Source organism: Thioalkalivibrio sp. (assembly GCF_041690275.1).
In the GTDB taxonomy this organism is placed as follows: Bacteria; Pseudomonadota; Gammaproteobacteria; order Ectothiorhodospirales; family Ectothiorhodospiraceae; genus Thioalkalivibrio.
In genome coordinates, this window is sequence record NZ_JAWLHP010000012.1 from 40678 (window position 1) to 55438 (window position 14761).

At 67.8% G+C, this 14761-nt stretch carries 6 protein-coding genes and 1 other RNA gene; 3 read left to right on the plus strand and 4 right to left on the minus strand.

Translation table 11 applies throughout. The annotated features are described in order from the left end of the window. Window positions 1–88 precede the first annotated feature (88 nt). Together ACESMN_RS03785 and ACESMN_RS03790 are read right to left on the minus strand one after the other, a co-directional pair. Window positions 89–2239 carry an EAL domain-containing protein gene (locus ACESMN_RS03785; protein ID WP_373052254.1) on the minus strand — a complete coding sequence of 717 codons (2151 nt, stop codon included), beginning with the start codon at window positions 2237–2239 and terminating at the stop codon, window positions 89–91. Further along, a complete protein-coding gene (locus tag ACESMN_RS03790) occupies window positions 2236–4305 on the minus strand; it encodes an HDOD domain-containing protein (RefSeq protein ID WP_373052255.1) in 2070 nt (689 codons plus the stop codon). The genes ACESMN_RS03785 and ACESMN_RS03790 overlap by 4 nt, the downstream gene beginning before the upstream one ends. A 323-nt stretch (window positions 4306–4628) precedes the next feature. On the opposite strand from ACESMN_RS03790, the gene ACESMN_RS03795 reads away from it, so the two are divergent. Further along, window positions 4629–6170 (plus strand): MinD/ParA family protein, encoded by a 1542-nt coding sequence (locus ACESMN_RS03795; RefSeq protein WP_373052256.1) that lies wholly within the window; start codon window positions 4629–4631, stop codon window positions 6168–6170. A gap of 453 nt (window positions 6171–6623) precedes the next feature. Then, window positions 6624–9587, plus strand: coding sequence for a ribonuclease E/G (locus ACESMN_RS03800; RefSeq protein WP_373052257.1), 2964 nt, complete (start codon window positions 6624–6626; stop codon window positions 9585–9587). Between the two features lie 209 nt (window positions 9588–9796). On the opposite strand, the gene ACESMN_RS03805 is transcribed toward ACESMN_RS03800, so the two are convergent. Continuing rightward, a complete protein-coding gene (locus ACESMN_RS03805; protein ID WP_373052258.1) occupies window positions 9797–10279 on the minus strand; it encodes a low molecular weight protein-tyrosine-phosphatase in 483 nt (160 codons plus the stop codon). Between the two features lie 87 nt (window positions 10280–10366). Beyond that, a complete protein-coding gene (gene purL, locus ACESMN_RS03810) occupies window positions 10367–14251 on the minus strand; it encodes a phosphoribosylformylglycinamidine synthase (RefSeq protein WP_373052259.1) in 3885 nt (1294 codons plus the stop codon). A 104-nt stretch (window positions 14252–14355) separates the two neighbouring features. On the opposite strand from purL, the gene ssrA reads away from it, so the two are divergent. After that, window positions 14356–14716, plus strand: a transfer-messenger RNA (tmRNA) gene (ssrA, locus tag ACESMN_RS03815). Window positions 14717–14761: the final 45 nt, after the last annotated feature.

Consider the following 14761-nt stretch of genomic DNA (forward strand, 5'->3'; position numbering starts at 1 on the left):
AGATGCTAGCGGATTCACCGCGCGGGAAGAACCCGCGACGGTGCACGGCCGACGCGGCGGCACGCCATCGATCGTTGATGCGGAGTCTTCACAACCCGGCGGCGCTGGCTTCCCGGCTCCGGCCCGTCGCCTGAGTCCAGACCTTCTCCAGCGTGTCGGGCGGGCCGTAGAGAAAGCCCTGGACCACCGGGCATCCGAGGGACCTCAGGTACTCCAGCTGCATCTCGGTCTCCACACCCTCGACCACGATCTCCATGTGCAACCCCTGGGCCATCGCCACGATGGCGTTCACCAGGCAGGCCCCCTCCTCGCAGTTCCTGATGTGCTGCGTGAAGCTGCGATCGATCTTCAGGGTATGGATCGGAAGCTTCTGCAGATAGCTCAGTGAGGAGTAGCCGGTGCCGAAGTCGTCGATCGCGATCTGGACGCCGGCTTCGCTCAGCTGGTGCAGCTTGTCGATCACGTCCTTGCGGTCGTTGAGCAGCAGGTTCTCGGTGATCTCGATCTCCAGCAGCCCCGGCGGGAAGTCCTCCTGCCGCAGTATGTCCAGCACGCCCTCGACAAAGTCCTCGCGCGAGACCATCACGGGGGAGACGTTCACCGAGAGCCGCAGCTCCTTGCCGAAGCGCCGGCGGTGCTGAGTGAGCTCCCGGGCGGCCCGCTGCAGCGTGTTGCGGTCCAGCTCCATGATCAGGCGGCTCTCCTCCGCGATGGAGATGAATTCGGCTGGCTCGAGGCAGCCGAGCTTGGGATGTCGCCAGCGCACCAGCGCCTCGACACCGATCAGCTCACCGCGTTCAGCGTGCATCTGGGCCTGGTACACGACGAAGAACTCGTCGCGGGCCAACCCGCGGTGCATCTCCTGCTCGAGCTGCAGGCGCTGGGTGGCGCCCGCCATTTCGGGGGTGTAGAGCTGAAATCCGTCACGGCCGGTGTTCTTCACGCGGTACATGGCAATGTCGGCATTCTTGATCAGCGCGTCCATGCTGGCGCCGCCGGAGGGAAACATTGCGATGCCGATGCTCGCGCCAACGAAGATCTCGTGGCCATCCAGCTTGAACGGTGCACGGATGCTGGCCAGGATCTTCTCCGCGACCTGTGCCGCGGATTCCCAGTCCCGGACTTCCGGGAGCAGCAGCGTGAACTCGTCGCCGCCGAAGCGGGACAGGGTATCGCCCTTGCGCACGCAGTTGAGCAGGCGTTCGCTGACGGCCTGCAGCAGGCGGTCACCGACCGTGTGCCCGAGGGAGTCGTTGATCACCTTGAATCGGTCAAGGTCGATGAACATCACCGCGAGCTGATGGCCCTCGCGCGCCGCCTGGGTCAGCGCGATGTTCAAGCGGTCCTTGAACAGCGCGCGGTTCGGGAGGCGGGTCAGCAGGTCATGATAGGCCTGGAAGCTGATGAACTCCTCGGCCTCCATGCGCTCCGTGATATCGCGCGCGGTGCCGTAGGTGTGGTAGCGGCCGCCATCGTGGTAGGGGTTCTCGTCGTCCAGCATCGGCCAGATCACGAGCTCGAAATGCCTGCGCGAGCGTCCCCGGAACTTCGGCCGCAGGGCCACTTCGAGGGAACGGACCTCATCGTAGGGATGCTTCGCCTGCTCGAGAAAATACCGTCCCTTTTCCTGCTGGTCCTCCTCCATGACATCGAGCAGGGACACGCCCAGGAGTTCGTCCGGGGTGTAGCCGAGGAGCTTGCTCACGGTGGCGTTCAGGAAACTGAAGCGTCCCTGGTCGTCGAGGATGTACACGATATCCGGCGAGTGGTTCACGATCAGACGATGCAGGCGTTCCGAGCGGTTGAGGCGCACCTGGATCACCTTGTGGCTCTCCTCCAGCCGCTTCTTGCGCACCGCGTTGTTCACCGTCGCCAGCAGTTCCTCGGGAATGTAGGGCTTCTTCAGGTAATCGTAGGCACCCGCCCGCAGCGCGGTGGCGATGCCATCGAGCGAGGGATTGCCGCTGACCACGATGGTCAGGGTCGTGATCCTGCGCTCCTTCATCCCGCGCATCACCTCGTGACCATCGACATCCGGCATCGCCAGGTCGAGGAGCAGCACGTCATACTGCTTCCGCTCGAGCATTTCCAGGGCCTGGCGTCCGCCCGGTGCGGTGTCTACCTGGTATTTGTGCATGCTCAGAAGCCCGCGCAGGCTCTCGAGCATGCGGGGGTCGTCATCCGACAGCAGAATGCGGACCTCGGAGCGCGGTTCGGCTTCGTCGTCCAAACCGATCATGCATGCCCCCGCCGCTTGTCGGCCTCGGCTTCGGACGGTCTCCCGGGCAAGAGGAATTGAAACCGGGTGCCCGAGCGGTCACTGGTACAGATCATCGTGCCCCCCATCGCCTCTGTCAGCTCTCGGACCCGCGCCAGCGCCGGCTCCCCCCACGCTGACTCCGACTCCGCCGGTCCGGACCCGGGCTGCCGGGCGCGGACCGCGTCCGGCAGCCCGGGTCCGTCGTCCCTGACCTCCAACTGTACATTCTCCTGTCCGTTCATGCTCACCCCGCCCCGGGTCGCGACGAGGACCTCGGATCCCCGTTCCAGCGTCTCGCCGGCGTGACGGAGCACGTGGCGCAGCAGCGCCTGCAGGTCGCCCGCCGCCACTGTCACCCGAGGCTCGAGGCGATCGAGATCGAGCCTCAGGCTGATGCCGGCGGGGGCCAGCAGGCTGGACTCGAGTGCGGACACCACCTCCCGCACCGGCTCGTTCAGCGGCACGCCAGCGGGAGCGGCCGGCATGTCGTTCCCGGAGTCCGCGAGGACCTCCTGGATGCGCAGCGTCTCGGCCCGAATCCGGTCCAGGCTGTCGCCGGCCGACGCCTCGTTGCCGATCCGGGCCCGCAGCATCTCCAGGTGATTGTGGATCACGGTCAGTGGCGTAGATATCCGGAAACGCAGACGTTCCCTTTCCCCGGGATCGCCCACCGCAACGCCGGCCCTGCCCCCTGCTTCAGGTGTGGCACGGGCAGACAAGGCGGCGGCGATCTCCGCAGCAAGCGCCCCGGCCACACCTTCCTGGTCACCCCCGGCATCGACAGACCCCGGGGCCAGTCCCAGGACCAGGACACCGAGCATCGCCGCGCCGTGCACCAGCGGGAGACACCAGAGTTGCTCGGCCCCCATCACGCCGGCCAGCTGCCGGTCGATCACGGACGTCCCTTCACCCCGGCGCGCATCACCCCCGATCAGCGAGTCTGCCACCAGGCTTCGCCCCGGCGCGACCCTGAGCACAAAGGTCGGCTGGTCGTCGTCGTCGAGCCAGGCGCTCAACTGGCTGGCGCCGCTGTCGGCGGTGAACAGCAGGCTTCGTTCGACACCCAGCAGGCTCCTGGCCCCCGCCCGCACCGCGGCCCGTATCTCCGCCGGACCCCGGGCTTCCAGCAATTGCGACCGGCACTGTGTCAATCGCCCGGCAAGATCCAGACGCTGGCCCAGCGCACGATAGGCGCCGGACATCGCCACATCCGGTTCGACATCGGCGGTCGGGAGCCCAAGCGCACCAGCGAGCCGATCGACGTCGGCGAATACCCGCTGACGCAGCGCCCGCGTCAGTTCCGGCTCCAGGCCGAACAGCGTTCCGGCCGCATCGACGCCGGCGTCGCCGGTCGCCGCACCCGCCGCGAGTCCGCCGGCGAGATTCACGATCTTCACCAGGTGATGGGCATCGCCCACCTCTTCCGTCGACGCGAGCTGATAGCGCAGCGCATCGACCGCGAAGCCGCCGGGACACCAGCGCTCCGCCGCCCGGATCCCGAGCTCGATCTGGTCGGTCCCGAAGTGGTCGCGCTGCGCCTCAAGCAGCTCTTCCGTGACTGGATGCGAGTCAAGGGCCGCCAGGTAACCGGGCTGCTGCCGCGCGATAAGCTCGGTGGGCCCCACGCCGAGCAGAAGCCCACAGATTCGCGCCTGTTCGGGATCCCGGTAACGCGTCAGGGTCGCGAGCACCTGCGCAAGGTCGGCGGCGATCATGGCGTATCGCCAGGCCCTCTGCAGCGCGTCGAATACCGCCGGCGGCAGCGGAGCGAAGAACTGCTGCGAGATACGGGAAAGGACCAGCGCGCGCGCCGCATCCTCCCCCAGCGCGGCAACGGCGCTCTCGAGGCTGTGGCAGCCGGCCGAAGGCGCGCCGGGTTCCGCATGCGCTGCGCAGAGCAGCTCGAGCGCGAGCCCCGGATCCCGCTGGATCCAGCCCGCCACCTCCGTCTCCTCCGGCCCGGCGCCCTGCAGGCCTTCCAGGATCGCGAGGAGTACCTGGGGCAGACCCGGAACAACACCGGTGTAGCTTCGTTGCGCAACCATCACGCTCCCCGACCTTGAAGGGCACGTCCGGACTTCCCCGGCATCCGGCCCCGGGCGCACCGCGAGCCGCCCGCCCGCATGGATTTCGCGGAAAGTATATACGCAAGCGCCCCAGTTCGGTCCCCGCGCGTGGTCCGCACGCCGCCTCACCCGCGCGCCCGCGCCATGGGCTCCGCCCGCACCCGCCCCGGGAACCGTCTGTCCGATCCGCGTGGCGAAACGCGGGCCGATCTGCTAGCGTTCATGGGGAGGAGATAGAGCTTTCGCGATCCCCGGATGCCCTGCACCCGGACGATTTTCATCATCAGGCCCAGGGCGGCGCAATGGCCACGACAGATACAGGACTGCAGGCTCCCGCGGGACACGGCTCCCCGCGCGTGGTCGCTGTCGTCAGCGGCAGGGATGGTGTCGGCAAGTCGAGCGTCGTGGTTAACCTTGGCCTGGCCCTCGCCAAGGCCGACCGCCGCGTCTGCGTCTGGGATTTCGATTCCGGCCCCGGAAACGTGCTGTTTCTGCTCGGGTTGCAGCCGCGGCACAAGCTGGAGCGGATGCTGTTCGAGCAGTACCCGCTCTCCCGGGTCATGCTCGAAAGCCAGCATGGCCTCAGGCTTCTCCCCTCGGCCGGAACACTCGGACGCCACGGCCCGTTCACACCGGCGCAGGAGCGCCACCTCACCGACGAGTTCACCATCCTGGTGGAACAGTGCGACTGCTTCCTAGTGGACACGGCCGCCGGTGGCGGGGCGTCCCCCGCCTTCATCGCCTCCGCGGACCTGATCCTTCTCGTCCTGACGCCCGACTCCGCCTGTCTCGCCGACACAAGCGAACTGGTGCAGCAACTGGAGAACGAGCGCCCCGGCAGCTACCAGGTGCTGGTCAACCGTGTCGCGAACCAGAACGAGGCCTGGGAGGTCTTCAACCGCTTCAGCAGCCTCGTGCAGGAACACAGCGGTGCGAGCATGCGGCTGCTCGGCTTCGTCCCTCGCGACGAGAGTCTCAGCGCGGCGGCGATGCTGCAGCGTCCCGTTGCATTGCTACCCGACAGCGATCCGTCGGCCCGCACCTTCCTCCGGCTGTCTGATGCGCTCGATCGCGCGTTCGCCCGCCTGCCCGACCGTGACGGGTCGATCGAGTCCTGGATGCGGCGCCTGCGCTCGCTTCCGGGGCGCCCGCATCCGGCCCGGACGCAGGCAGGGACACCGGCCGACGCCCCGGCAAACGCCGGGATCGGGCCGGAGGCCGACCTGGCCACGGTCCTCGACCGGTTGCGCACACGGATTGCGGACGCACTGGACAACGATGCCGAGGCGGCCACGATCGCGGCCTGGATCGACTCCATCGCCGAGGCTTACTGGAACCGGCGCGGCGAGCCTGCGATCGACCTCTCACGATCACTGGAGCGGCTTGCCAGCGAACCCGGAAACGAGGCAATGCTCTCCCGATTGCGCGAGCTGATCGACACATCCGGCATGGCTCCCGCCCCTCCCTCTGCCCCGGATCCGCAGCAACCCGAGCCAGCGCCCGCGCCGGGCGGCCCGTCGAGCCAGTCGGCCCTTTCTCGCGCAACGCCCGCCGCGACCGGTGTGCCATCACCCGCCCGCGAGGTGCTCAGCTCCGAGGAGATGGCGGAGATCCAGCGCGTCTGGGCAATGGAGACGGATGAACTCGACCGGATGTGGGAGAGCCCGTTGCCGCTGCCGTCTGCGCCGCGCAGGGAGTACGCCCGTCCAACCAGGGCGCATTCCATCGACGTGAACCGCTTTGGCCCGCAGCAGCAGATCGTCGACATGCTGCGCAAGCGCGGCTCCACGGAGGAACCGCTGGCCGACTGGCTGCGCCGCGTCGGTGCAGGTGCCGCCCACTAAGTGGGACGTGCGGGCGTCGTCTGCGCACATGCCCGCATAGCCGCATCCGGGCCGCCCCCGCCGGGAACCACTGACACCGGCAAGCTCCCGCTGTCCCTCGACCAACAATCTTTTTGCTTGCCAGTCAGACGTTTTTGCCCTAGATTGTCGGCCGGAACGGCGCTTTATCGACAATGGCCTTCCCTCGTACACACACCGGCATGGCCGCACCGGCCGTCCGGTCCTCGCTGCAAGCGATCGTGATACCTATTCTTCTAACCCAGTCCTGTCTTTTCCCTGAGCGCGCCTGCAAGCACCTGCTGGCGCTGTTCCTGTTGCCAGCCTGGCTGCTGGGCGGGCGACTGTCTTCAGTGGACATGTCCCGCCCCCCGCTGGCGCCCACATCCGCATCCCGGAGCGCCCTGCGCGCGCAATCGCTCGCGGAAGGCAGAGACGCCCAGACGAGTTCAATGCATGAAACGGATTCTCATCAATGCCACGCAGCCGGAAGAGCTGCGTGTGGCGATGGTCGATGGCCAGCGCCTCTACGATCTTGATATCGAACTTCCCTCTCGCGAACGCAAGAAGGCCAACATCTACAAGGCCCGGATCACCCGGGTAGAACCAAGCCTCGAGGCGGTCTTCGTCAACTTCGGGGCCGAACGCCACGGCTTCCTGCCGTTCAAGGAGATCGCCCGTTCGGCAGTCGGTGCTCCCGAGGAGACCGACAAGCCGATACGCGACTTCCTGAAGGAAGGCCAGCAGTTGCTGGTGCAGGTGGAAAAGGAAGAACGCGGCAACAAGGGCGCGGCGCTGACCACCTACATCAGCCTCGCCGGACGCTACCTTGTGCTGATGCCGAACAATCCCCGTGCCGGCGGAGTCTCGCGGCGCATCGAGGGGGAGGACCGCGCCGAACTGCGCGAGGCACTGGCGGACCTGAAGATCCCCGAGGGCATGGGGGTGATCGCCCGCACCGCAGGCGTCGGCCGGACGACCGAGGAACTGCAGTGGGACCTCGACTACATGACGTCCCTCTGGGCCGCCATCCTCGAGGCCTCCTCCGAGGCGCAGGCCCCGGCGCTGATCCACCAGGAAAGCAACGTCATCATCCGGGCCCTGCGCGATCACATGCGCAACGACGTCGGCGAGGTCGTGATCGACGACGAGACCGTCTATCGCCAGGCACAGGAGTTCGTCGAGCGCGTGATGCCGAACAGCCTGCGCAAGCTCCGCCACTATGCGGACCCGGTGCCGCTGTTCAACCGCTTCCAGATCGAGGGCCAGATCGAGAGCGCGTTCGACCGGAACGTGGGGCTCGCCGCGGGTGGCGCGCTGGTCATCGATCACACCGAGGCGCTGATCTCGATCGACGTGAACTCGGCGCGCTCGACCAAGGGGGGCGACATCGAGGAGACGGCGTTTCACACCAACCTCGAGGCCGCAGAGGAGGTCGCCCGCCAGCTGCGCATCCGCGATCTCGGCGGTCTGATCGTGATCGACTTCATCGACATGAGCTCCAACCGCCACCAGCGCGAGGTGGAGACGCGGCTGCGCAAGGCCCTTGAGATGGACCGGGCACGGGTCCAGGTGGGCCGGATCAGCCGCTTCGGATTGCTGGAGATGTCCCGGCAGCGCCTGCGTTCCTCGCTGGGAGAATCCAGCCACATCACCTGCCCCCGCTGTCAGGGCCAGGGCCAGATCCGCAGCGTGGAATCGCTGGCGCTGTCCATCCTGCGCCTCGTGGAAGAGGAGGCGATGAAGGAGCGAACCAGCATCGTGCTCGCCCAGGTACCGGTGGACGTCGGCACCTTCCTGCTGAACGAGAAGCGGGATTCCCTGGCCGACATCGAGGAGCGTCACGACGTGGACATCAGCATCCTCCCCAGCAACCAGCTCCTGACGCCCCACTACACGGTGCGGCGGATCCGCGATGACGGGCAGGAGGACGAACTGGCCGGCAAGAGCTCCTATCAGTTCGTTGAAGAGACCGACACGGCTGAGGAAATCGCGGAACTGGAGCGGCGGGCGCGCCCTGATCGTCCGCTGGTGCAGAACATCCCGGCATCGGCACCACCCCCGAGCCCGACACCCGCGCGTGCCGCGGTCCCGATACCGCAACCCGTGACACAGCCGGGGTTCTTCGCACGGATCTGGGCGGCGCTCTTCCCGGCCAGCAGCATGCCAACGGAGGAGCCGGAGACTGCAGCGCCCGAGGACGATTCGAAAAAGAAACCGGTCGGACGGCCCGCACGCGGTGAACGCAGGCGCAACGACGACGAACCGGCATCCGGCGATCGACGCCGCGGAGGCCGGCGCGGCGAGCGTACGCGCAAGGACTCGGCGGAGGCGAAGCCGTCCGGCGACACGAAGACCCGCAAGGCCGCCGGCACCGGCAAGGCCCGGGACGAGCGCCCGAGCACGGAGAAGCCAGACACCGGAAAGCCCGCAGAAGCGGGCAAGGCCGCCGCCGGGAAATCCCACCCCGAAGCGGACGAGGAGGCACGGGACGAGGGCGCGCGTACCCGCAGCCGGCGTTCCCGCCGTGGCGGACGCCGACGCAACCGCAACCGTCCCGCGGGGGCGGAATCCGAGCGCAGGACCGAAGAGCAGGACGCGGGCGCCGAGCGGGACCCGCGTCCGGCATCCACCCCGGGCGGATCCGAATCTACTGCGCCACCTGCCACCGCGCGGAAGGACGATACTGCGCCGCCCGCGCCCGGGGGGGACGCGGATGCGCCCGTGAGTCAGGATGCCGAATCCGCTCCACCGACGGAGGCACCGACGCAGAAAACCGCCCCTTCCGCACAGGATGCAGGGAGCACGGTTGACGCTGATGCCGAAGACGCCGCCGAAAGGCGCCAGCGGGAGGCCCGTGCGGCCCTGGCCCGTATGGCCGCCTCGGCTGCCGCGGAATCCGGCGATCAAGGGACCGGCTCAGAGCCCGTGACCCCGGTTGCGCCCGGCGATGCCGCGGTACCCGCCCCGCCTCCGACCGCCGCCAGGCAGGCGCCGCCTCCGGCGGAACCATCCGCTGCGGAAGAGGGGAAGTCCGCTGGATCGCCGAAGCAGCCGGCCCCGGCCGAGGACGTGCCGAAAGGGAAGACCGAGGAAGGCGCGAAGTCCGTGACGGCAAAGGCGGCCGACGAAGACGAGGCGGCACAGGCAAAATCCCGACGTCCACGCCGGGCCCGCAAGCCCCGTTCCACGGCGAACAAGACAACACCGGCGGCCGATGACGCCGGCACCGAGCCGGGGACAGCGCCGGACGCACGCACCGAACCTGCTGCGGGCGCGACCCAACCCGCCGGAGAGGAGGCCGCCGAGGCCGACAAGCCGACGCGCAAGAGACCCGCGCGCCGCAGCCGCAGTTCGAAACAGGAGAAGGGCTCGGACGCGACGACCGAATCGGTCGTCGAAATGAACGAGGAAAAGTAGGTCCTCCCCCGATGCGCCGCGCGGGACGTTGGATGCCCGCGGAGGACTGCCGACACGCCGGAGCACAGTGGGCAGGTACCGGAATGGCCACCCGATTCCGGACCTGCCCACCGCGGGGGCGGGCGTGCTTGCGGATGCAATCGGGTACCGGCCTTGCAGCATGGCTCCGCACCGCCCGGCCGGGGCGCCCCGGCCGGACCCCGAACGATTCAGAACCGGTGCCGCGCCCTCAGGTGTGACAGGAAACCGTCCGCCGCGTCCTCGATCAGGTCCAGCACCTTTTCAAAGCCCTGAGCGCCCCCGTAATAGGGATCGGGCACCTCACGCTCGCGCCGGGCCCCGGCGAACTCGAGGAACCGATGCAGGCGTGCCCTGCCGTCTTCCGGCTCCAGCGCCCGCGCATGGCTGAGATTGTCCTCGTCCATCACCAGTATGTAGTCGAACTCGCGAAAGTCCTGTTCCTCCAGGCGCCGGGCCCGCAGGTCACCCAGCTCGTAGCCGCGGGAGCGTGACGTGAGCTGGGCCCTGCGGTCGGGGGGTTCATCCACGTGGTAGCCGTGGGTGCCTGCGGAATCCACCTGGATCACGTGTTCGAGACCCGCATCACGCACCCGCTTCGCAAACACCCCCTGGGCCATTGGCGATCGGCAGATGTTGCCCATGCAGACCATCAAGATGCGCATCTTTTGCATGAAAAGTGACCATTTTCCATCTGTTTATACGAGAGTTTTCAGACTCGACAGTGCAACGGCACGCGAGCCAGGATGCGGCTACTGCAGTCACCCCGTCCAGACCCGGGCATTACGGAAGAGCCGCAGCCAGGGACCGTCTTCGCCCCAGTCGGGTGGGTGCCAGGAATTCTGCACGGTCCGGAACACGCGTTCCGGGTGCGGCATCATCACCGTTACCCGGCCGTCGGCGCTGGCGAGACCGGTGACGCCCACCGGTGAGCCGTTCGGATTGGCTGGATAGGCCTGGGCCGGTGCGCCATTGGCCTCCACGTAGCGCAGGGCCACCTGTCGCGCGCGTTGCACCGCCTCCAGGCCCTCCGGGTCCGCAAAGTGTGCCCTGCCCTCCCCGTGCGACACGGCCACCGGCAGTACCGAACCCGCCATGCCGCTGAGCAGAACCGACGGGCTGTCCTCGATCCGCACGAGCGCGAAACGCGCCTCGAACTGCTCGGAGCGGTTGCGCACGAAGCGCGGCCAGTGTTCGGTACCGGGAATCAGTGGAGCGAGATGCGACAGCATCTGGCAACCATTGCAGACGCCAAGCGCGAAGCTGTCGGAACGCTCGAAGAAGGCCTGGAACTGGTCGCGCAGCGCGCTGTTGAAGAGGATGGTCTTCGCCCAGCCCCCGCCGGCGCCGAGCACGTCGCCGTAGGAAAACCCCCCGCAGGCGGCCAGTCCCCGGAACCGGGACAGGTCCTGCCGACCGGCGAGCAGATCGGTCATGTGCACGTCCACCGGCTCGAACCCGGCACGCTCGAAGGCCGCCGCCATCTCGGCCTGACCATTCACTCCCTGCTCGCGCAGGATCGCGACACGCGGCCGGTTCCCGCCGGCGATGTACGGAGCCGCCACGTCGTCGTCGGGATCGAAGCGCAGATCGGCCAGCAGTCCGCCGTCCGTGTCCACCCGTTCCAGCTCCTCGCGCGCGCATCCCGGCTCGTCGCGCAGCCGCTGCATATGAAAGCTGGTCTCCTGCCATTGCCGTTGCAGGCCGGCACGATCCGACGCGAAGAGTGGCCGGCCGCCCTGCTCGATCCGGACCCCGCCGGAGGGATCCAGCGCGGCGACCGGGTGCAGGTGATCGGCAAGCCCGAGCGCCGAGAAGGCCTCGCGCACCGCGGATTCGGCGCCCGGCACCACCTGCAACACCGCACCGAGTTCCTCGTTGAACAGCCACGCCACCGGATCAACCGCATCCGGCACGATGATCTCGAGTCCGCAGCGCCCGGCGAAGCCCATCTCCAGCAGGGTGACGATCAACCCGCCGTCGGATCGGTCGTGGTAGGCGGTGATCAGGCCACGGGCCTTGAGATGCTGAATCACCCCGAAAAAGCCTCGCAGCCGCTCGGGGCTGACGACGTCCGGCGGATGGTCACCCACCTCCCCGAAGACCTGAGCCAATGCCGACCCGCCCAGCCTGCACAATCCCTCGCCGAGGTCCACCAGCCAGAGCGGGCCGCGGGCGCGGGTGTCCGGGAGCGGAGTCAGCGTTCTGCGGGCATCACTCACCGGGGCAAAGCCGGAGACGATCAGCGACACCGGAGCGATCATTTCGCGGCGCCCGCCGGGCTCTTCCCACACCGTCCGCATCGAGAGGGAGTCCTTGCCCACGGGGATGCTGATGCCCAGGTGCGGGCAAAGCTCCTCCCCCACCGCACGCACTGTGTCGAACAGGGCCGCGTCCTGCCCGCGAACGCCCGCCGCGGCCATCCAGTTCGCCGAGAGCCGGATCCGCGCCGTATCGGCGATATCGGCTCCGGCCAGGTTCGTCACGACCTCGCCCACGGCCATACGGCCCGAGGCCGGAGCGGACAGCATCGCAACAGGGGAGCGCTCGCCCATGGCCATGGCCTCGCCCGTGTACGAGTCGAAGTCCGTAAGCGTGACCGCGCAATCGGCGACCGGGACCTGCCAGGGACCGACCATCTGATCCCGCGCGGTCAGGCCGCCCACGGTCCGGTCGCCGATGGTGATCAGAAAGTGCTTGGCCGCCACACTGGGCAACCGCAGCACGCGCGCGAGTGCGGCCTCGATGTCCGACGGGAGCGCGAGTGCCCGGGTCTGCGCGGGCTGCCGTTCGTCCGAGCGGGTCATGCGCGGCGTCTTCCCGAGCAGGACGGACATCGGCAGATCCACCGCCGGCGTGCCCAGCAGCGCGTCATCGACCCGGAGACGGGTCTCCCCGGTGGCCTCGCCGACCACCGCAAACGGGGCCCGTTCCCGCTCGGCGATCGCGGCGAAGGTCTCCAGACGGTCTGCGGAGATCGCCAGCACATAGCGTTCCTGTGCCTCGTTGCACCACAATTCCAGCGGCGACAGGCCGGGCTCCGCCGACGGCACATCGCGCAGCTCGATATGCCCGCCCCGCCCGGCATCGTTGAGGATCTCCGGGATCGCGTTGGACAACCCGCCCGCCCCCACGTCGTGGATCGACAGAATGGGATTGTCCTCACCCAGCGCGGTACAGCGGTCGATCACCTCCTGGCAGCGCCGCTCCATCTCGGGGTTTCCGCGCTGCACCGACGCAAAATCCAGTTGCTCGGCGCTGGTGCCGCTCGCCATCGAGGACGCCGCGCCCCCGCCAAGGCCTATGAGCATTGCCGGGCCGCCAAGCACGATGATCGGGGTTCCCGACGGCAACGGCTCCTTGTGCACGTGCTCGCGTCGGATCGAGCCCACCCCTCCCGCGATCATGATCGGCTTGTGGTAGCCGAACAGCGTCCGGCCCTCCGCCGGACCCGTCTCCAGTTCCAGCGTGCGGAAATAGCCGCACAGTGCCGGCCGGCCGAACTCGTTGTTGAAGGCCGCGGCACCGATCGGACCGTCGATCATGATGCCGAGCGCGCTCTCGATCCGGCCCGGCCTGCCGAAGTCCAGCTCCCAGGGCTGCGGGAATTCGGGAATGCGCAGGTTCGAGACAGTGAATCCAGTCAGGCCGGCCTTGGGTTTCGAGCCGCGGCCGGTGGCGCCTTCATCGCGGATCTCGCCGCCGGAACCGGTCGCGGCACCGGGAAAGGGCGAGATCGCCGTCGGGTGATTGTGGGTCTCCACCTTCATCAGGATGGGCAGGTCGAGTTCCAGCCTTCGATACGCACCGGAATCGCCGTCGGGCACCAGACGAATGCCACGATGCCCCTCGATCACCGAGGCATTGTCGCAGTAGGCGGACAAGACGCCCTCCGGATGCTGGTTGAAGCTGTGGCGGATCATGCCAAACAGGGTCTGCTGCTCGGCCGCTCCATCGAGCACCCATCCGGCGTTGAATATCTTGTGCCGGCAATGCTCAGAGTTGGCCTGAGCGAACATCATCAACTCGGCGTCGGACGGTGGCCGGCCGATGGCGGCGTAGGCGTCGGCAAGATACTCGATCTCGTCGGCCGACAGCGCCAGACCCAGCTCGAGGTTGGCGGCCTGCAATGCCGCGACCGGGCCCGGCTCCAGCGCGACCCGCTCAAGCGGCCGCGGACTTTCCTCCCGAAACAGCGCAGCCGCCTCTGCCGCCTCGGCCACCACCGTCTCGGTCATCCGGTCGTGCAGCGGCGCGGAAAACACGTTCAACGGGACCTGGCGCTCCGCAATCCCCTCCACGAACCACTGGATGCCCCGTTCCACGCGCCGGACCACGGATTCCAGTCCGGCGTGCCACACGATCTCCGTCGCCTTGGAGGACCACGGACTGATCGTGCCCAGGCGGGGAATCACGAACAGCGTGCCCGGCTGTTCCAGGCCGGTTCCGGTCCAGGGCGCTCCCTCACCGAGCAGGAGGGTCTCCAGCCGCTGCGCCTCGTCGCCCGTGAGCCTCCGGCGGGTGTCCACGAAATACACGAAGCGGGCCGCGAGCCGGACAGTCCCGGGGACACGTTCCTGCAACTGCGCCTCGTGTCGCCGGATCCGGAAGGGCGACAAGGCCCGGCCTCCCTCGAAAACTTGCATCGGTGGTCCCCGCGGTCCTGAAACAGGCGCCATTGTACCGAAGCCGGACTCATTGCCGATGGCACGGAACCCGTATTCGGTTACACTGTCTCACTCGATACTTAGGGGACGACATGGCTTCGACGCGGGTCACGAAACCTTAGGTGCATGCCGAGGCTGTAGCTGACCTCGTAAAAACGGCTGCAAACCAATAGTTGCCAACGACGACAACTACGCACTCGCCGCTTAAAACCCGGTAGGGTGCCGTCCGACTGGAGCCGCGCCTGCGCGTCCAGACCCGGGCGTCGATCTCGCAGGATCGTGGTGAAGCTCTCCCGGGGTGGATCCACTAAAACTCAACCGGGATCGCTGTTGGTTGTCCCTGCCCGTCGGGTAGCCATCAGTTAAAGCAAAGACGCGGATAAGCATGTAGAGCCGAGGGCGGAGGTCTTGCGGACGCGGGTTCGATTCCCGCCGTCTCCACCAACACAGCAGTGAAAACAGGCACCTACGGGTGCCTTTTTCATTTGC